The organism is Variovorax xiamenensis (assembly GCF_050916385.1).
GTDB lineage: Bacteria > Pseudomonadota > Gammaproteobacteria > Burkholderiales > Burkholderiaceae_C > Variovorax.
This window is the reverse complement of sequence record NZ_CP139038.1, coordinates 507,867-526,664: the sequence shown is the minus strand read 5'-3', so window position 1 is coordinate 526,664 and position 18,798 is coordinate 507,867. Positions and strand designations below refer to the sequence as shown.

19 protein-coding genes are annotated in these 18,798 nt (G+C 68.4%); 10 read left to right on the top strand and 9 right to left on the bottom strand.

The features are described from left to right. Window positions 1-26 precede the first annotated feature (26 nt). Window positions 27-1,304, bottom strand: coding sequence for a DEAD/DEAH box helicase (locus tag SFB74_RS02285; protein ID WP_432729052.1), 1,278 nt, complete (start codon window positions 1,302-1,304; stop codon window positions 27-29). A gap of 69 nt (window positions 1,305-1,373) precedes the next feature. Between SFB74_RS02285 and SFB74_RS02280 the strand changes: the two genes are divergently transcribed. The 5 genes from SFB74_RS02280 to SFB74_RS02260 all read left to right on the top strand — a co-directional run bounded on the left by SFB74_RS02280 (window position 1,374) and on the right by SFB74_RS02260 (window position 4,826). Then, entirely contained in the window at window positions 1,374-1,769 is a 396-nt protein-coding gene (locus SFB74_RS02280; protein WP_432729051.1) for a translation initiation factor Sui1, read from the top strand. A 7-nt stretch (window positions 1,770-1,776) separates the two neighbouring features. Further along, the gene (locus tag SFB74_RS02275; RefSeq protein ID WP_125948806.1) at window positions 1,777-2,013 is read left to right on the top strand and encodes a DUF3820 family protein; all 237 of its coding nucleotides are present in this window, start codon (window positions 1,777-1,779) and stop codon (window positions 2,011-2,013) included. Between the two features lie 188 nt (window positions 2,014-2,201). Beyond that, the gene (locus SFB74_RS02270) at window positions 2,202-2,615 is read left to right on the top strand and encodes an RNA recognition motif domain-containing protein (RefSeq protein WP_432729050.1); all 414 of its coding nucleotides are present in this window, start codon (window positions 2,202-2,204) and stop codon (window positions 2,613-2,615) included. Between the two features lie 197 nt (window positions 2,616-2,812). After that, on the top strand, window positions 2,813-3,301 hold the full coding sequence (locus SFB74_RS02265) for a tripartite tricarboxylate transporter TctB family protein (RefSeq protein WP_432729049.1): 489 nt from the start codon (window positions 2,813-2,815) through the stop codon (window positions 3,299-3,301). A gap of 13 nt (window positions 3,302-3,314) precedes the next feature. Continuing rightward, window positions 3,315-4,826 carry a tripartite tricarboxylate transporter permease gene (locus SFB74_RS02260; protein ID WP_432729048.1) on the top strand — a complete coding sequence of 504 codons (1,512 nt, stop codon included), beginning with the start codon at window positions 3,315-3,317 and terminating at the stop codon, window positions 4,824-4,826. 6 nt (window positions 4,827-4,832) lie between these two features. On the opposite strand, the gene chrA is transcribed toward SFB74_RS02260, so the two are convergent. Together chrA and SFB74_RS02250 are read right to left on the bottom strand one after the other, a co-directional pair. After that, entirely contained in the window at window positions 4,833-6,197 is a 1,365-nt protein-coding gene (gene chrA / locus SFB74_RS02255; RefSeq protein WP_432729047.1) for a chromate efflux transporter, read from the bottom strand. 20 nt (window positions 6,198-6,217) lie between these two features. Then, window positions 6,218-6,976, bottom strand: coding sequence for a sulfite exporter TauE/SafE family protein (locus SFB74_RS02250; RefSeq protein WP_432729046.1), 759 nt, complete (start codon window positions 6,974-6,976; stop codon window positions 6,218-6,220). A gap of 374 nt (window positions 6,977-7,350) precedes the next feature. Between SFB74_RS02250 and SFB74_RS02245 the strand changes: the two genes are divergently transcribed. Together SFB74_RS02245 and SFB74_RS02240 are read left to right on the top strand one after the other, a co-directional pair. Beyond that, window positions 7,351-8,589, top strand: a complete 1,239-nt coding sequence (locus SFB74_RS02245) for an ammonium transporter (protein WP_432729045.1) — start codon at window positions 7,351-7,353, stop codon at window positions 8,587-8,589. Between the two features lie 18 nt (window positions 8,590-8,607). Next, a complete protein-coding gene (locus tag SFB74_RS02240; RefSeq protein ID WP_093206947.1) occupies window positions 8,608-8,910 on the top strand; it encodes a hypothetical protein in 303 nt (100 codons plus the stop codon). A 10-nt stretch (window positions 8,911-8,920) separates the two neighbouring features. Here the strand turns inward: SFB74_RS02240 and SFB74_RS02235 are convergent, their stop codons facing one another. The 6 genes from SFB74_RS02235 to SFB74_RS02210 all read right to left on the bottom strand — a co-directional run bounded on the left by SFB74_RS02235 (window position 8,921) and on the right by SFB74_RS02210 (window position 15,848). Then, a complete protein-coding gene (locus SFB74_RS02235; protein WP_432729043.1) occupies window positions 8,921-10,594 on the bottom strand; it encodes a thiamine pyrophosphate-binding protein in 1,674 nt (557 codons plus the stop codon). A gap of 31 nt (window positions 10,595-10,625) precedes the next feature. Continuing rightward, window positions 10,626-11,846 (bottom strand): pyridoxal phosphate-dependent aminotransferase, encoded by a 1,221-nt coding sequence (locus SFB74_RS02230; RefSeq protein WP_432729041.1) that lies wholly within the window; start codon window positions 11,844-11,846, stop codon window positions 10,626-10,628. Further along, on the bottom strand, window positions 11,843-12,745 hold the full coding sequence (locus SFB74_RS02225; RefSeq protein ID WP_432729039.1) for an amino acid ABC transporter substrate-binding protein: 903 nt from the start codon (window positions 12,743-12,745) through the stop codon (window positions 11,843-11,845). Before SFB74_RS02225 ends, SFB74_RS02230 begins: the two co-directional genes overlap by 4 nt. A gap of 100 nt (window positions 12,746-12,845) precedes the next feature. Further along, window positions 12,846-14,384 (bottom strand): L-piperidine-6-carboxylate dehydrogenase, encoded by a 1,539-nt coding sequence (amaB, locus tag SFB74_RS02220; protein WP_432729038.1) that lies wholly within the window; start codon window positions 14,382-14,384, stop codon window positions 12,846-12,848. Between the two features lie 160 nt (window positions 14,385-14,544). Continuing rightward, window positions 14,545-14,964, bottom strand: a complete 420-nt coding sequence (locus SFB74_RS02215) for an MAPEG family protein (protein ID WP_432729037.1) — start codon at window positions 14,962-14,964, stop codon at window positions 14,545-14,547. Between the two features lie 14 nt (window positions 14,965-14,978). After that, the gene (locus SFB74_RS02210; RefSeq protein ID WP_432729035.1) at window positions 14,979-15,848 is read right to left on the bottom strand and encodes an IclR family transcriptional regulator; all 870 of its coding nucleotides are present in this window, start codon (window positions 15,846-15,848) and stop codon (window positions 14,979-14,981) included. 218 nt (window positions 15,849-16,066) lie between these two features. Between SFB74_RS02210 and SFB74_RS02205 the strand changes: the two genes are divergently transcribed. The 3 genes from SFB74_RS02205 to SFB74_RS02195 are packed head-to-tail and all read left to right on the top strand — an operon-like array spanning window position 16,067 to window position 18,796. Further along, window positions 16,067-17,140, top strand: coding sequence for an ABC transporter ATP-binding protein (locus SFB74_RS02205; protein WP_432729033.1), 1,074 nt, complete (start codon window positions 16,067-16,069; stop codon window positions 17,138-17,140). After that, window positions 17,137-17,997, top strand: a complete 861-nt coding sequence (locus SFB74_RS02200; RefSeq protein ID WP_432729031.1) for an ABC transporter permease — start codon at window positions 17,137-17,139, stop codon at window positions 17,995-17,997. The genes SFB74_RS02205 and SFB74_RS02200 overlap by 4 nt, the downstream gene beginning before the upstream one ends. Window positions 17,998-18,001: 4 nt before the next feature. Further along, window positions 18,002-18,796 carry an ABC transporter permease gene (locus SFB74_RS02195; protein ID WP_432729029.1) on the top strand — a complete coding sequence of 265 codons (795 nt, stop codon included), beginning with the start codon at window positions 18,002-18,004 and terminating at the stop codon, window positions 18,794-18,796. Window positions 18,797-18,798 lie beyond the last annotated feature (2 nt).

Genomic DNA, 18,798 nt, shown 5'->3' with positions numbered 1-18,798 from the left:
CAGCGTCGGTCGGTCGTCGCCGCTGCTCAGTCGTTCTTCCCGGCAGCGTCCCCCTTCGCGGCAGCAAGCGCAGCCGCCGCGCGCAGCTTGTCCTTCTTGCTCGGCCGCTTCCCCTTGATGCCGCCCGTGCCCGAGGCATCGACCACCGGCGGCGCGGTTTCCGTCGGCTCGAAGCCCTCGACGCGCTCGCGCGGCAGCTTCAGGCCGTTGCGCTTCTCGATCAGCCGGAAGTGCGCCTCGGTCGCCGCGCTCACGAAGCTGATCGCCAGTCCGCTTTCGCCCGCGCGTCCGGTGCGGCCGATGCGGTGGATGTAGTCGGTCGGCGAGCGCGGCAGGTCGTAGTTGATGACCACGGGCAGCTGCGCGATGTCGATGCCGCGCGCGGCGAGGTCGGTGGCGATCACCACGTCCCACCGGCTCTGCTTGAACTGCGAGAGGATGTTGCTGCGCGTGCCCTGCGCGATGTCGCCGTGGAAGGGCACGGCGTAGATGCCGTTGCGGTAGAGCTTCTCGGCCACGGTCTGCGCCGCGTGCTGCGTGGCGACGAAGACCAGCACGCGGCCCCATTCGTTCTCGTGCTGCACGAGCAGGTGGCGCAGCAGTTGCGTGCGGCGGCTGGCGTCGACCTCGATCACGCGCTGCACGATGTCGGGCGCGGTGCCCGGCTCGCCCTGCACGTCGACGATGGCGGGGTCGTGCAGCATGCGGTCGGCCAGTGCCTGGATGGCCGGCGGGAAGGTGGCGGAGAAGAACAGGTTCTGGCGCCGCTTCGGCAGCAGTTCGAGGATGCGGCCGAGTTCTTCGGCGAAGCCCAGGTCGAACAGGCGGTCTGCCTCGTCGAGCACGAGCATGGCGACGGCGTCGAGCCTCAGCGCGTTGTGCTCCACCAGGTCGAGCAGTCGGCCCGGCGTGGCGACGACGATGTCGGCGCCGCCGCGCAGGCTCATCATCTGCGGGTTGATCGACACGCCGCCGAAGGCCGTGACGATCTTCAGGCGCTGCGGCAGGTGCTGCGCCAGGTCGTGCATGGTGTCGCCGACCTGGCCCGCGAGTTCGCGCGTGGGCACCAGCACCAGCGCGCGCACGCGGCGCGGGCCCTGCGCGGGCTGCGAGGCCAGGCGCTGCAGCAGGGGAAGGGAAAATGCGGCCGTCTTGCCGGAACCGGTCTGCGCCGAGCCCCGCACGTCGCGGCCTTGCAGAATCGCGGGAATGGCCGCGGCCTGGATGGGCGTCGGCGTTGCGAAGCCGCTTCGGGCGGCAGCCTGCACGAGCGCGGGGGCCAGGCCCAGTGAATCGAATGGCATGTGTTTTTTGATGAGCGCAGCGGGCAGAGAGCGGAAACCAGCGAAAGAAAGTACGAAGAGGCGTATCGGATGTCGACGATGAAACAGCAGCGCGCCAGCCAGTCCGGCGGCAGCACCCTGGTGTATTCCACCGACGGGGGCGGACGCATGTGCCCCGGATGCGGCGAGCCCGTGGCCCGTTGCCGCTGCAAGGAACTCGAGAAGGCGCGCAGCACGCCGGCCACCGACGGCATTGTGCGCGTGTCGCACGAGACCAAGGGGCGCAAGGGCAAGGGCGTGACCGTCGTCAAGGGCGTGGCGCTCGACGCGGCGGCGCTGCTGGCGCTGGGCAAGCAGCTCAAGGCGGCCTGCGGCACGGGCGGCACGGTGAAGGACGGCACGATCGAAATCCAGGGCGACCACCGCGAGACGGTGATCGCCGCGCTCGCGAAGCTGGGCCACACGGTCAAACGCACGGGAGGCTGAGCACGCGATGAACCCCGAAGACCTGCAACGGCTGGTGACACTCGAAATGCCCTTCGGCAAGCACAAGGGCACGCTGATTGCCGATTTGCCCGGAAATTACCTGAACTGGTTCGCACGCGAGGGTTTTCCCTCGGGAGAGATCGGCAGGCTGCTCGCGCTGATGCATGAAATAGACCACAACGGGCTTTCGGACCTGCTCAAACCGTTGCGAAACCGCCCGTCTGTCCGGGGAGTTTCCCCATAACACACAAATTCACCCTGTTTTTTTGCAAATCGGGCTGGATAATGCCCGCTACGTGTCAGCGGGCCTTGCGGCTCCCGTGCACGTAATTCGGTGATCGGTCAGTTTCGCGCCACAGCGCATTTTGTTTGTTGTGATTCTGGGACTCCATCGCTTTTTGTTTTTGTTTGGTTTGAATCAGGAGTCCCTCAATGGGCAAGAAACTCTACGTAGGCAACCTCGCCTACTCCGTGCGTGACAACGACCTCGAACAAGCCTTCGGCGAGTTCGGTGCCATCGTCAGCGCCAAGGTCATGATGGAACGTGACACCGGCCGTTCGAAGGGCTTCGGCTTCGTCGAAATGGGCACGGATGCCGAAGCACTCGCAGCCATCGAAGCCATGAACGGCCAGCCCCTGCAGGGCCGCGCCCTGACGGTGAACGAAGCCCGTCCGATGGAAGCCCGTCCCCCCCGCAGCGGTGGCGGCGGCTACGGCGGTGGTGGCGGCGGCTACGGTGGCGGCGGCCGCAGCGGTGGTGGCGGCTACGGCGGCGACCGCAGCGGTGGCGGCGGTTACGGTGGCGGCGGTGGTGGCTACGGCGGCGGTGGCCGCGGCGGCTACTGAGCCCTCCCGCTCTCCTCCCTTCAGGGCCTTCGGGCCTCTGGATGAAAAGCTCCTTCGGGAGCTTTTTTCATTGGGGAAAACGCCCGAACCGGGAAGAACCCTTGCCATGCGGTACGCATTTGTTCGTACCGCACTGGTCAGCCAACGGTCAGGCCCGCGGACCGACCCTCATTCCTCCATAACAAGAGGAGCGAGACATGCGGATAAAGAGTCAGGCGGACTTCTTTTCAGGAGTCATGTTCACCACCGTGGGGGGCGCCTTCGCCATCGGCGCCACCACCTACACCATCGGCGACGGCGCCCGCATGGGGCCGGGCTACTTCCCGCTCATGCTGGGCATCCTGCTGGCGGTGCTGGGCGCGATCATCATGTTCCAGGCGCTGGTGGTCGAGACCACCGACGGCGACCCGATCGGCAAGTGGGCCTGGAAGCCGCTGGCCTTCGTGCTCGGCGCGAACCTGGCCTTCGGCGTGCTGCTGGGCGGGCTGCCCAGCATCGGGCTGCCGGCCATGGGGATGATCATCGCGATCTACGCGCTCACGATCATCTCGAGCATGGCGGGCGAGCACTTCAAGCTGCGCGACGTGCTGATCCTCGCGACCATCCTGGCGGCCGGCAGCTACGTGGCGTTCATCTGGGCGCTGAAGCTGCAGATCCAGGTGTGGCCCACCTTCATCGCTGGTTGAGGAGAACACCGCCATGGAACTCTTCAGCAACCTCGCGACCGGCTTCGGCGTCGCGTTCACCTTCACCAACCTGCTCTACTGCCTGATCGGCTGCATCCTGGGCACGCTGATCGGCGTGCTGCCGGGCATCGGCCCGGTCGCGACCATCGCGATGCTGCTGCCGGCCACGTATGCGCTGCCGCCCGTGTCGGCGCTGATCATGCTGGCCGGCATCTACTACGGCGCGCAGTACGGCGGCTCCACCACGGCCATCCTGGTGAACCTGCCGGGCGAGTCATCGTCCGTGGTCACCTGCATCGACGGCTACCAGATGGCGAGGCAGGGCCGCGCAGGCCCGGCACTTGCGGCCGCGGGCCTCGGCTCGTTCTTCGCCGGCTGCGTCGGCACGCTGATCCTGGCCGCCTTCGCGCCGCCGCTGACCGAGCTGGCCTTCAAGTTCGGCCCGGCCGAGTATTTCTCGCTGATGGTGCTTGGCCTGATCGGCGCGGTGGTGCTGGCCTCGGGTTCGCTGCTGAAGGCGGTGGCGATGATCGTGCTGGGCCTGCTGCTGGGCATCGTCGGCACCGACGTCAACTCGGGCGTGGCGCGCTACAGCTTCGACATCCCGGAGCTCACCGACGGCATCGGCTTCGTGGTCATCGCCATGGGCGTGTTCGGCTACGGCGAGATCATCGGCAACCTCTCGCAGCCCGACGACGAGCGCGAGGTGTTCACGCACAAGGTCAAGGGCCTGTGGCCCACCAAGGACGACTTCAAGCGCATGCTGCCCGCGGTGCTGCGCGGCACGGCGCTGGGCTCGGCACTCGGCATCCTGCCGGGCGGCGGCGCGCTGCTGGCCTCGTTCGCCTCCTATGCGCTGGAGAAGAAGATCCGCATGCGCCCCGGCGAAGTCCCGTTCGGCAAGGGCAACATCCGCGGCGTGGCCTCGCCCGAGTCGGCCAACAACGCCGGCGCGCAGACCTCCTTCATCCCGCTGCTGACGCTGGGCATTCCGCCCAACGCGGTGATGGCGCTGATGGTGGGCGCGATGACCATCCACAACATCCAGCCCGGTCCGCAGGTGATGACCAGCAACCCCGAGCTCTTCTGGGGCCTGATCGCCTCGATGTGGATCGGCAACGCGATGCTGATCATCCTGAACCTGCCGCTGATCGGCATGTGGATCAAGCTGCTGACGGTGCCCTACAAGTTCCTGTTCCCGGCGATCGTTCTCTTCTGCGCGATCGGCGTGTACTCGACCAACAACAACACCTTCGACGTGTGGATGGTGGCGGCCTTCGGCTTCATCGGCTATCTGTTCATCAAGCTGCGCACCGAGCCTGCGCCGCTGCTGCTGGGCTTCATCCTCGGGCCGATGATGGAAGAGAACCTGCGCCGGGCGCTGCTGCTGTCGCGCGGCGCGTGGAGCGTGTTCGTCACGCGGCCGCTGTCGGCGGGGCTGCTGGTCGCGGCGGTGCTGCTGCTGGGCATCGTGCTCCTGCCGGCCATCAAGGCCAAGCGCGAAGAGGCCTTCGTCGAGGACTGATCCTCTTCAGCGCACGAGCAGTGGCAGCAGCAACAGCTGCCACGCCAGCCCCAGCAGGGCCGAGCCCAGCACCACCGGGATCACCCCGGCCTTGAAGCGGAACAGCGCCACGGCGGCGATCAGCCCGATCGCCGCCGATGCCGCGTCGAAGCCCCCTCCGGCTCCCTTGGGCCACAGCACGTGCCAGGCGAAGAACACTGCCAGGTTGACGATCACGCCCACCACCGCCGCGGTGATGGCCGTGAGCGGCGCGGTGAGCTTCAGGTTGCCGTGCGTCGATTCGATGAAGGGCCCGCCCAGCAGGATGAACAGGAAGGACGGCAGGAAGGTGAAGAAGCTCACCACCGTTGCCGCCACCGCGCCGGCGGTGAAGAGCGACCCGGCGCCGAACAACGCCTGGTTCCAGCCGCCGACGAAGCCCACGAAGGACACCACCATGATGAGCGGCCCCGGCGTGGTCTCGCCCAGCGCGAGGCCGTCGATCATCTGCGTGGCGCCCAGCCAGCCGTAGTGGTCGACCGCGCCCTGGAACACGTAGGGCAGCACCGCGTAGGCGCCGCCGAAGGTCATCAGCGCGGCCTTGGTGAAGAACCAGCCCATCTGCGTGAGCGTGCCGTGCCAGCCGTACAGCGCGGTAAGCGCACCCATGGCGCCCAGCCACAGCGCGAGGAACACGCCCAGCACGCGCCAGAAGCGGCCCCAGCCGAAGCGCGCGTGCGCGGGCGTCGGCGTGTCGTCGTCGATGAGCGCCGGGCCGGCCGAGGCCGCCGACGCCGCATGCCCGCCGCCCGGCGCGAAGCGTTCGGGTGCCACCCGGCTGCCCAGGTAGCCGATGGCCCCGGCCACCAGCACGATCAGCGGAAACGGCAGCTGCAGCGCGAATATCGCCACGAAGGCGGCCGCCGCGATCGCCCAGAGCCACGCGTTCTTCAGCACCCGCGAGCCGATGCGCCAGGCCGCGAACAGCACGATGGCCGTCACCGCCGGCTTCACGCCGTACAGCAGCCCCGCCACCGCCGGCACCTGCCCGTAGGCCATGTAGACCCACGACAGCGCGATCAGGATGAAGAGCGAGGGCAGCACGAACAGCACGCCCGCCGCGATGCCGCCCCAGGTGCGATGCATGAGCCAGCCGATGTAGGTGGCGAGCTGCTGGGCCTCGGGGCCGGGCAGCAGCATGCAGTAGTTGAGGGCGTGCAGGAAGCGCTTTTCCGAGATCCAGCGCCGGCGCTCCACCAGCTCCTGGTGCATCAGCGCGATCTGCCCGGCCGGCCCGCCGAAGCTGATGAAACCCAGCTTGAGCCAGTAGCCGAAGGCCTGCCAGAAGCTGACGGAGACAGGCGGCTCGGCTGGGTCTTCGGAGGGAGGCATCGGGCGACTTTCGTGTTTCGCTATTTCAGGAATGCGTCGTAGGCGGTCTTCAGTATCAGCGCGCTCACCACCACGATGAACACCACGCGCACGAAGCCGGCGCCGTGCTTCAGCGCAACCCGCGTGCCCAGCAGGCTGCCGGCCACGTTGGCCACCGCCATCACCAACCCGTAGTGCCACCAGACGTGGCCCTTGGCGGCCAGCAGGATCAGCGCGGCGGCGTTGGTCAGGGTGTTGATGATCTTGGCCGAGGCCGAGGCGTTGAGGAAGTCGTAGCCCATCCAGCGCACGAAGAGGAACACCAGGAAGCTCCCCGCGCCCGGCCCGAAGAAGCCGTCGTACAGCCCGATCGACAGCCCGATGGTGCAGGCCGCCAGCGTCTCGGCGCGCCCGGAGAAGCGCGGCGCGTGCATACGGCCCATGTCCTTGCGCGCCAGCGTGTACAGCAGCACGCCCAGCAGGATCAGCGGCAGCGCCTTGCGCAGGAAGTCGCCCGGGAACATGGTGACGCCCCAGGCGCCCAGCATCGAGCCCGCAAAGCCCAGCAGCGCGGCCGGCCACAGGGCGCCCCAGCGCATCTGCACCCGCTGGCTGAACTGGGCGGCGGCGGCTGCCGTGCCCCAGATGGACGCGCTCTTGTTGGTGCCCAGCAGGGTCGCGGGCGGTGCGCCCGGAAAAACGGCGAACAGCGCGGGCACCAGGATCAGCCCGCCCCCGCCCACGATCGAATCGACAAAACCCGCGAGCGCAGAGGCGCCCGTCACCACCAGCATTTCCATAGGGGGTGGATTGTCTCACCCCGGTGCTATCGAAAAAGTAGCTAAAAAGGCCCGCGCCTCAAGCGTTGGCGCAAATAAAAAAGGCGCCGACCAGCGGCGCCTTCCAAAGTCGAACAGGCATCTCGTACGGAGCCTTTGAAGATTTTTCTTGTTGCTTGGGGGGATTGTCTCCTCGGACCCTCGGCACACGAGCAGGGCCCGTTCGCGAGTGCGCAGACTTTAGGGGCACGCACCTCCTCAGTGCATTGGGAATTACCCGCTTTGCCTTACCGAGGAAGCCAGGTTTGCAAACCAAAGTGTTTCTGATAGTTAACGACGTGGCACGACTTGTGCACGGGGCGCCTGAGTCCATCACTTGAAGAAGAAAAGCGACCATGGCCCTGGCACCGCAAGCCTCCATCAACGCGGCAGACACCGCATGGATGATGACCTCGACCGCGCTGGTGCTGCTGATGACGCTGCCCGGCATCGCCCTCTTCTACGCCGGCATGGTGCGCCGCAAGAACGTGCTGGCCACCATGGCGGCAGTGGTGGCGATCGCCTCGGCGGTCTCGCTGACCTGGTTCGCGGTGGGCTATTCGCTGGCCTTCACCGAGGGCTGGCCCTGGCTCGGCGGCACCGCCCGCCTCTGGTTCTCGGGCTTCGAGTACCTGAAGGAGGCCGGGCAGCTCGCGGTGAGCCACGTGGCGCCCAACGTGCCCGAGCCGGTCTACGCGATGTTCCAGCTCACCTTCGCGATCATCACCACGGCCCTCGTGCTCGGCGCCTTCGTCGAGCGCATGCGCTTCTCGGCGATCCTGTGGTTCGCGCTGCTGTGGAGCGTGCTGGTGTACGCGCCCATCGCCCACTGGGTGTGGGAGCCCGGCGGCTGGCTCGCGCAGATGGGCGCGCTCGACTTCGCGGGCGGCTCGGTGGTGCACGTCAACGCGGGCATCGCGGGGCTGGTGTGCGCCTACGCGCTCGGCTCGCGCAAGGGCTATGGCCGCGAAGCCTTCGAGCCCTACAACCTGGCGCTCACCATGACGGGCGCAGGCCTGCTCTGGGTGGGCTGGTTCGGCTTCAATGCCGGCTCGGCGGTGGCGGCCGACGGCCGCGCGGGGCTGGCCATGCTGGTGACGCACATCGCGGCGGCCGCCGGCGCCATGAGCTGGATGCTCGGCGAGTGGATCGTGCGGCGCAGCCCGTCGCTGCTGGGCCTGTGCTCGGGCCTGGTGGCCGGTCTGGTGGCCATCACGCCGGCGGCCGGCTTCGTCACGCCGCCGGCAGCCCTGGCCATCGGCGCCATCGCCGGGCTGGCCTGTTACTGGGGAGCCACCGGCCTGAAGCACCTGCTGGGCGCGGACGACTCTCTCGACGTGTTCGGCGTGCACGGCATCGGCGGCATCGTGGGCGCGCTGCTGACGGGCGTGTTCGCCGACCCGCGCATCTCGGGCGCAACCGGCGACGTGCTGACGCAGGCGATCGCGGTCGGCAGCGTGGCCATCTTCAGTGCGACGGGGACGGCGGTGGTGCTGTTCCTGGTGCACGTCATGGTCGGCCTGCGCGTGGATGCCGACAGCGAGCTGCTGGGCCTCGATCTTGCACAGCACAGGGAACATCTCGGGAGCAGTTGACCTACCGACGGAGGAACCATGCCATCCATGTCCGAAAGCGAACGCATCGCCCTCGCCGCCCGCCTTCACGTGGCGCTGCGGCGAAAGCACGGCCGCGTGACCGACACCGAATGGATGGCGACCAACGCCGAGTACGCCGCCGAGATCGTGCGCATGACCCGCGCGCACGCGGCCGACACCAAGGACGAGGAGCTCTACCTGCTCGCCACGCGGCTGGAGCAGGCGATGGAGCCGCTGGCACGCGCCGCCCGGCTGGCGGCGCGGCAGCCCGACGGCCAGCCGCCCACGCCCCCGCCCCGATACGTAGGCGGCCTGCGCTGACGCTGCCGGCTCAGTCCGCGGCCAGCGCGGCCCTGCGAATCGACTGCAGCGTGCTGGCGGGCGTGATTGCTTCCGGGTCCAGCAGGCAATGCAGGATCGCCGGCTTGCCGCTGGCCCTGGCGCGGGCCAGCGCGGGGCCGAATTCCTCGGTGCTGGTCACGCGTTCGCCGTGGCCGCCGAACACCTCGGCATAGCCGCGGAAATCCGGGTTCTTCAGCTGCGTGGCGCTGATGCGGCCCGGATAGTGCCTTTCCTGGTGCATGCGGATCGTGCCGTACATGGCGTTGTCCAGCAGCACCACGATGATCGGCAGGCCGTACTGCACGGCGGTCGCGAACTCCTGACCGTGCATCATGAAGTCGCCGTCGCCCGCGAACACCACCACCTCGCGCTGCGGCCAGAGGCGCTTGGCACCGACGCCGGCCGGCAGGCCGTAGCCCATCGAGCCGCTGGTGGGCGCGAGCTGGCTGGCATACGAACGAAACGGCCAGAAGCGATGCACCCAGGTGGCGAAGTTGCCCGCGCCGTTGCAGAAGATGGTGTCGGCCGGCAGCACCTCGCGCAGGTGCTTCATGACCTCGCCCATCTGCAGCGGGCCCGGAATGCGGATGGGCGACGGGTCGCTCCAGCGCAGGAAGTCTTCGCGCGCGGTCTTCGTTTCCGCCTGCCATGCGGCAACCCGCGCGGGCCGCAGCGTGGACACGGCCTCGGCGAAAGCCTGCGGCGTGGCGTGGATGCCCAGCGCCGGTCGATACAGCCTGCCGAGCTCGTCGGCATCGGCATGCACGTGCACCAGCGCCTGCTTCGGCTGCGGAATGGACAGCAGCTCGTAGCCCTGCGACGGCACTTCCGACAGGCGCCCGCCCACCAGCAGCACCAGGTCGGCATTGCGGATGCGCTCCAGCATGCGCGGATTCGCGCCCAGGCCCAGGTCGCCCGCATAGCTCGGGTGATCGGCCGACATCAGCATCTGGCGGCGGAACGAGCAGTACACGGGCAGCGAGAACGCCGCCGCGAAGTCCGCGAACTGCCGCGATGCCTTCTCCGACCAGCGGCTGCCGCCCAGGATGACCACCGGCCGCTGCGCCTGCGACAGCCGCTGCTGCAGCTCGGCGATCTGCGCCGCGCCGGGATGGGTTTCGGTGACGGCGTAGGGCTGCGCGTCGGCCACCGTCGCGGCCTCGGTCAGCATGTCCTCCGGCAGCGCGATCACCACAGGCCCGGGGCGGCCCGAAGTCGCGACATGGAAGGCGCGCGACACCAGTTCGGGCACGCGCGCGGGGTCGTCGATCTGCACCACCCACTTGGCCATGGTGCCGAACACCGCGCCGTAGTCCAGCTCCTGGAAGGCCTCGCGGCCCAGCGCGTCGCGCGCGACCTGGCCGACGAACAGCAGCAGCGGCGTCGAGTCCTGGTGCGCGATGTGCACGCCGGCCGACGCATTGGTGGCGCCCGGCCCGCGCGTGACGAAGCACACGCCCGGCTTGCCGGTGAGCTTGCCCTGCGCCTCGGCCATCATCGTCGCGCCGCCTTCCTGGCGGCACACGGTCACTTCGATGGAGGCGTCGTGCAGCGCGTCGAGCACGGCGAGAAAGCTCTCGCCGGGCACGCAGAAGAGCTGCTCGACGCCGTGGGTGATGAGCTGGTCGACCAGAATCTGGCCGCCGGTGCGGGGTGTGGTCATGGAGTTTTTCCGATGAGATGAAGGAGATCGATCACTCGAGCGCTTCGCAGGCGGCGGCGATGCGTTTGCAGGCCTCTTCCAGTTGCGCCATCGAGGTCGCATACGAGATCCGGAAGTACGGCGCCAGCCCGAACACGCTGCCCGGCACCACCGCGACCTCGAAGTCCTGCAGCAGGTAGCGGCAGAAGTCGCTGTCGGTCTGCAGCAGCGCGCCGCCGCGGGTACGCCTGCCGAGCACGCCGGCACAGCTCGCGAATGTGTAGAACGCGCCTTCGGGCACGCGGCAGTGCAGGCCCGGCGCGCGGTTCAGCGCGGCGACCACGAAGTCGCGCCGCGCCTGGAAGTCGGCGCAGCGCTCGGCCACGATGTCCTGTGGCCCCGTCAGCGCCTCGATGGCTGCGGCCTGGCTGACCGACGAAGGACACGAAGTGGTCTGGCTCTGCACCACGGCCATGGCCGCGATCAGCGCGCGCGGACCGGCGCCGTAGCCCACGCGCCAGCCGGTCATCGCATAGGCCTTGGACACGCCGTTCACCGTCAGCGTGCGCTCGCGCAGCCGCGGCTCCACCGCCACGGGCGTCGCGAAGGCCAGCCCGTCGTAGAGGATGTGCTCGTAGATGTCGTCCGCCAGCACCCAGACCTGCGGATGGCGCAACAGCACCTCGCACAGCAGCTTCAGCTGGTCGGCGCTGTAGGCCGCGCCGCTCGGGTTCGAGGGCGAGTTCAGGAACAGCCAGCGCGTGCGCGGCGTGATGGACGCTTCGAGCTGCGCGGCATCGAGCCGGAAGCCGTTGGCCTCGGTGCCGGCCACGGGCACCGGCACGCCGCCGCAGATCTGCACGATGTCCGCGTACGAGGTCCAGTACGGCGCAGGCAGGATGACTTCGTCGCCGGGGTTCAGGCTGGCCATCAGCGCGTTGAAGATCACCTGCTTGGCGCCCGCGCTCACGCTGATCTCGTCGAGCGCAAAGTCGAGCGCGTTGTCGCGCCTGAACTTCAGTTGCACCGCTGCCTTCATCGCCGGGCTGCCGTCGAGCACGGTGTAGCGCGTGTCGCCGCGCCCGATGGCGCGCACCGCGGCTTCGCGCACGTTCTGCGGCGTGTCGAAGTCGGGCTCGCCCGCGCCCAGCACGATCACCGGACGGCCCGCGCGCTTCAGCGCATTGGCGTGGTCGGTGATGCGCAGGATCTCCGAGACGCCGATGGCGCGCACGCGCTGCGCCGGAGAGAAGGCAACGGTATCTGCTGTCACTTGGTGTAGGCCTCCAGCGGCTTGTCGTTGGGCTCGGCGATGAGCTGCTTGAGCGTGGTGCTCATCGGCAGGTTCAGGCTGGTGTTCTTCGGCGGAATGGCCGCCACGAACCACTTGGTGTAGATCTTCTCGAGATCGCCGCTCTTCATCATGCGGCGCAGCGAGTCGTCCACCGCGGCCTTGAAGGCCGGGTCGTCCTTGCGGAAGAGCAGCGCGATCGGCTCAGAGCCCAGCGGCTCGCCCACGATGCGGTAGGCCGACGGGTTCTTCGAGTTCGCGATGATCCCGGCCAGCAGGTTGTCGTCGAGCACGAAGGCATCGGCGCGGCCCGACTCCATCAGCAGGAAGCTCTCGAGGTGGTCCTTGCCGAGCATGGTGTTGTACGAGACGTTCTGCGCGCGCTCACGCTTGCGCAGCAGCTGCACGGCGGTGGTGCCGGTGGAGGCCGACACGTTGCGGCCCGCGAGCTGGTCGAGGTTGGTGATGCCCGAGTCGACCTTGGTGGCCATGCGCACCTCGCTCACGTAGGTGGTGAGCGCGAAGGCCACCTGCTGCTGGCGCGCCGTGTTGTTGGTGGTGGGGCCGCAGCCGATGTCGAGCGTGCCGTTCTGCACCAGCGGGATGGTGTTCTGCGCGGTCACGGCCATGTACTCGAGCTTCGCCTGCGGAGCGATGTCCTTCAGCACGCGCTCGCACAGCTCGACGTGGTAGCCCACGTACTTCTCGCCCGCGCCCAGCATGTAGGCCATGGGCGGCGAGGCTTCGCGCACGCCGAGCACCACCTTGCCGCTGGACTTGATCTTGTCGAGCGTGCCGCCGGCGGCGGTCTGGGCCGTGGCGCCGAGCGAAAGTGCCAGCAGCGCGGCTGCGGCAGCGATGGCCTTGAAGGAAATCCTCATTTTTTCTGTCTCCTGGTTGTGGTTCTGGTTGCGATGAATGCATGCGGCTGCCCGCCTGGCGCGCGAAGCGGCAGGCCCGGACAGTCCGCGAAGCGATCGGTCAGTCGCCGATGTCGAAGGTCACGCCCTGCGCCAGAGGCAGGGCGGTCGAGTAGTTGATGGTGTTGGTCGCGCGGCGCATGTACGCCTTCCAGCTGTCGGAGCCGGCTTCGCGTCCGCCGCCGGTTTCCTTCTCGCCGCCGAAGGCGCCGCCGATCTCGGCGCCGCTCGGGCCGATGTTGACGTTGGCGATGCCGCAGTCCGAGCCCGAGCTCGACATGAAGCGCTCGGCTTCGCGCATGTTCAGCGTGAAGATCGACGACGACAGGCCCGCGCCCACCGCGTTGTGCTGTTCGATGGCCTCGTCGAGCGAGCTGTAGCGCACCACGTACAGGATGGGCGCGAAGGTCTCGCGCAGCACCGGGCCTTCGTGCGACTTCAGCTCCACGAGCGCGGGGCGCACGTAGTAGGCGTCCTTCGTGCCGATGCCTTCCACGCGCTGGCCGCCGTGCACCTTGGCGCCGGCCTCGCGGCTTTCGCCGAGCGCCTTCTGCATGCCGTCGAAGGCGGCGCGGTCGATCAGCGGTCCGACCAGCGTGCCGGCCTCGCGTGGATCGCCCACCTGCACGTTGCCGTAGACCTTGGCCAGCTTGGGCACCAGCTGGTCGTACACGCTCTCGTGCACGAACAGGCGGCGCAGCGTGGTGCAGCGCTGGCCGGCCGTGCCCATGGCCGCGAAGGCGATGCCGCGCAGCGCGAGGTCGAGGTCGGCCGAGGGCGTGACGATGGCGGCGTTGTTGCCGCCGAGCTCCAGAATCGCGCGGGCAAAGCGCGCGGCCAGCTTCGGCCCCACCTGGCGGCCCATGGCGGTCGAGCCGGTGGCCGAGAGAACCGGCACGCGGTGGTCGTCCACCAGCAGCTCGCCGATGTCGCGCTGGCCCAGCAGCAGGCCCAGCAGGCCTTCGGGCGCGTCGCCGAAACGCTCGATGGCACGCTGCGCGATGGCATGCACGGCCAGCGCGGTCAGCGGCGTCTTCTCGGAGGGCTTCCACACCACCGGGTCGCCGCACACCAGCGCCAGCGCCGCGTTCCACGACCACACGGCCACCGGAAAGTTGAAGGCCGAGATCACGCCGCACACGCCCAGCGGGTGCCAGGTTTCCATCATGCGGTGCTCGGCGCGCTCGGTGGCCAGCGTGAGGCCGTAGATCTGGCGCGAGAGACCGACAGCGAAGTCGCAGATGTCGATCATTTCCTGCACCTCGCCCGCGCCTTCGGACGGGATCTTGCCGGCCTCCAGCGTGACGAGGCGGCCCAGGTCGGCCTTGGCGGCGCGCAGCTCCTCGCCCAGCAGGCGCACCAGCTCGCCGCGGCGCGGAGCCGGCACGTTGCGCCAGGCCTTGAAGGCCTCGTGCGCGCGGCCGATCACCGCCGTGGCCTCGGCCGGCGAGGTCTGCGGCACCTGCGCAACCACCTCGCCGCTGACGGGCGAGCGCACCGTCAGCTCGCCGCCGGTGTGGGCGCTGCGGGGCACGCCGAGGCGCTGCAGCAGCTGTTCGACTTCGGTGGCGACGGAAACGGGGGCTTGGGATTCGGACATGGACGCGCTCCGGGAGGCAGATGGACGGAAGGGAACAGGAAGGCAACGAGGGCCGAGGGGCGTAATCCGGCCAATATCAGCGAATCCCGCCCGATTGCCTAATGAAAATATGGAAGGACCTGATGCGTTTCAGGAAGGATCCCAGGCCGTTGACGTGCGCCTAGCGCACAAGCCGGGTCGCCGCCAGGATCCACAGCATCACCAGCAGCACGTTGCTCGCCGCGAACAGGCCGAGCCGGTGCAGCACATGGTTGTAGGTCAGGTGCACAGCGCTGTGCAGCGCCCGCAGCCCGACGTAGGCCCAGGCCAGCCACACCGCCGCGGGCGTCGGCTGCGCCGCCACGTAGAAGATCAGGCACACCACGTAGAACAGCACCGGCAGCTCCAGCAGGTTCATGTAGTTGCGGTTGGGCAGGCGCACCGCATCGGGCACGGCCTCCGACTCGCCCAGCCTGAAATCGGCCGCCCGGATCTCGCGGCGCAGCACGGCGCGAACGCGCGTGAAGGGAATGAGCAGCAGCACCATGCCGGTGAGGGCCGCGAGGGCGAAGACGGGGTAGAGGATCGAGGGGTTGTTCATGGTCGGCTCCTTGTTCAGCCCGGCCCCGGCGCCTCGGGCAAGGGAATCTTCTGCCCCGCAGGCGACCCCGCCAGGCTCTGCGCGGGCCGCCTCAGCGTCGCGTCGAAGGGATTGATCTTCGGCCCGATGGTCGCGGCCTCCCGTTTCAGCAGTTCGACCACCGTCGGCATGCGGTCCGCATTCAGCCGGTCGGCGATGGTGCCCACGCTCAGTGCCGCCACCGCGCGCCCTTCGCGGTCGAGGATCGGCACGGCCACGCCGGCCATGCCTTCGAGCAGGCCGGTGTTGCGCCCCGCGAAGCCGGCCTGGCGAACGCGCTCGATTTCGGTGCGCAGGTAGACCTCGTCGTACACGCCGTACTCGCGCACGCGAGAGAGGTTGAAGCGGATCACCTCCTCGCGCTCGGCCTCGGGCAGGAAGGCGAGGATCGCGAGCGCGCCCTGCCCCACGCCCAGCGCGATGCGCCCGCCGATGTCGCCGGTGAAGGAGCGGATGGGGAACGGCCCCTCGCTCCGGTCGAGGCACACGGCGTCGAAGCCGCTGCGCGCGAGCAGGAAGATGCTGTCGCCCAGGCTGGCGCACAGGCGCAGCAGCACGGGACGGCAGATGGAGCGCAGGTCGCCGGGGTTGCCGGCGCTCGCGGCCAGCGCGAAGAAATCGATGCTCAGGCGGTAGAGCTTGCTGCGCTCGTCCTGCTCGACCATGCCCTCGGCCATGAGCGACTGCAGCAAACGGTGCGTGGTGGCCTGCGTGAGGCCCACCGAGCGTGCGATCTGGGTCACGCGGCCGCCCTCGGCCTGCACCGCGCCGAGCGCGCGGATCACCGAAAAGACGCGCGGCACGCCGCTGCTGCTGACGGCGGGTGCCGCCGAAGTGCTCTCCATACCTTCCTCCTGCGGAATTCGATTTGGCTGATGCGGCCATCATATTCCGTTAAACGGAATAATTTGAAGAAATATTCTGATTAATGGAATACCCGAGGCGATCTGGCGCAATCGTTGCAATAGAGTGAATCAAGAACAGCAAGCTGTCCATGGCCCGCACCAAGCCGAGGCAAGGTGCCCGAAGCCATCTTTTTCGCCCCCGAAGAAAGGCCCGTTCCATGTCATTCCTACAGCTCACCGACGTGACCAAGTTCTATGGCGCCACCCGCGCGGTGTCGGCCATGAATCTCTCGGTGGAAAAGGGCGAGTTCGTCTCGCTGCTCGGCCCCTCGGGCTGCGGCAAGACGACCACGCTGCAGATGATCGCGGGCTTCGAGGCCGTCAGCAGCGGCCGCATCGAGCTCGCGGGCAAGGACATCACGCACGCCAAGGCCAACTCGCGTGGGCTGGGCATCGTGTTCCAGACCTACGCCCTCTTCCCGCACATGACGGTGGCCGACAACGTGAGCTTCGGCCTGGAGATGCGCAGGATGCCCAAGGCCGAGCGCACCGAACGGGTGAAGCAGGCGCTGGCGCTGGTGCATCTGGACCAGCACGCCGCGCGCTACCCGCGCGAGCTTTCGGGCGGCCAGCGGCAGCGCGTGGCGCTGGCGCGCGCGCTCGTCATTGAGCCGCCGGTGCTGCTGCTGGACGAGCCGCTGTCCAACCTCGACGCCAAGCTGCGCGAGGAGATGCAGTTCGAGCTGCGCCAGATCCAGCGCAAGGTCGGCACCACCACGGTGATGGTCACGCACGACCAGAGCGAAGCCATGTCGATCAGCGACCGCGTGGTGGTGATGGAAGGCGGGCGTGCCACGCAGATCGACCATCCGCAGCGCGTGTACGAGCACCCGAGCACGCGCTTCATCTCCACCTTCGTGGGCAAGGCCAACCTGCTGGACTGCCGCGTGTCGGGCAGCGGCGCGGAGCGTACCTGCGTGGAGGTCGGCGCGCTCTCGCTCGACGTGGACGACACGGGCTTCAGCGTCGACGCCGCCGCGCTGCTGAGCGTGCGGCCCGAGAAGCTGCAGCTGGTGGCGCCGGGCCGGGGCCGCATCGACGGCGAGGTGCTGGAGCGCTTCTTCCTCGGCAGCCAGTGGCTCTACCGCGTGGCGACCGCGGTGGGCGAGCTCATGGTGCTGAGCCCCAACGACGGGCGCGAGGCTCTCGCGGAAGGCAGCCGCACCGGCATCGACTGGCCGGCGCACTGCATGCGGCTGCTGCCGGCGGAAGACAAGGCCGTTGCAGCATGAGCGCATCGAAGAGCAAGGCCACCGCGTGGTGGCTCTCCGGCCCCGCGCTGCTGCTGTTCACGGTGCTGCTCGTGGTGCCGCTCGGGCTCACGGCAGTGCTGTCGTTCAACGTGTACGACCCGGCCACCGGGCCGAAGTCGGGCGAGTTCACGCTCGCGCACTACGCGCTGGTGTTCTCCGACTCCTACTACCTCGGCATCTTCTGGCGCACCTTCTGGGTCTCCGCGCTGGTCACGCTGATCTGCGTGCTGGTCGGCGCGCCCGAGGCCTATGTGCTCAGCCGCATGCGCAACCCCTGGCGCTCGGCGCTTCTGCTGGTGGTGCTCGCGCCGCTGCTGGTGTCGGTGGTGGTGCGCGCCTTCGGCTGGAGCATGCTGCTGGGCCCCGAGGGCGCGGTGAACGCGCTGCTGCAGCTCGTGGGCATCGGCCCCGTGAAGATCCTCTACACCAACGCGGCGGTGGTCATCGCGCTGGTGCACGTGATGCTGCCCTTCATGGTGATCCCGGTGTGGACTTCGCTGCAGAAGCTCGACCCCGGCGTGGAGAACGCCGCCCTCTCGCTCAACGCCACGCCCTTCACCACGCTGCGGCGCATCGTGCTGCCGCAGGTGATGCCGGGCATTCTCTCGGGCAGCCTGATCGTGTTCGGCCTGGCCGCGAGTTCGTTCGCCATTCCGGGCCTGCTGGGCGGACGGCGGCTGAAGATGGTCGCGACCATCGTCTACGACGAATACCTGAGCGAGCTCAACTGGCCGCTGGGCGCGGCGGTGGCACTGGTGCTGCTCGTCGCCAATCTCGCGGTGATGCTGAGCTACAACCGGCTGGTAGAAGGCCGCTACAAGAAGGCATTGGGGTGAACCGATGAGCAAGAACGGCCCCATCGCCCTCGCGTTCAACGCGCTCGTCATCGTCTTCATGCTGGCACCGCTGGTGGTGGTGTGCGTGGTGGCGTTCACGCCCGAGAACACGCTGACCATTCCGACCACGCATTTCTCGCTGCGCTGGTTCGAGGCGGTGTTCGCGCACCCCGATTTCATGCAGTCGTTCTGGAACAGCCTGTGGCTCGCGCTGAGCTCGGCCACCATCGCCACGCTGCTCGCGGTGCCGGCCGGCATGGCGATCACGCGCTACGAGTTTCCGGGGCGCAACTTTCTCAACGGCCTGTTCCTCTCGCCGCTGATCGTGCCGCACCTGGTGCTGGGCGTGGCGCTGCTGCGCCTGTTCTCGCTGGTGGGCGGGGCGGGCAGCTTCGGCTGGCTGGTGCTGGCGCACGCGCTGATCGTCACGCCCTACACGCTGCGCCTGGTGGTGGCTGCGCTGGTGGGCTTCGACCGCAGCGCCGAGCAGGCCGCGCTCTCGCTGGGCGCGAGCCAGGCCACGGTGTTCCGCCGCATCACGCTGCCGATGATCCTGCCGGGCGTGACGGGCGGCTGGATGCTGTCGTTCATCAACAGCTTCGACGAAGTGACGATGTCGATCTTCGTCACCTCGCCGAGCACGGTCACGCTGCCGGTGCGCATGTACATGTATGCGACGGAGTCCATCGACCCGCTGATGGCCGCCGTGTCTGCGCTGATGGTGGTGGTGACGGCCTTCGCGATGGTGCTGCTCGACCGCGTGTACGGGCTCGACCGCGTCCTGGTGGGGCGCAGATAGAT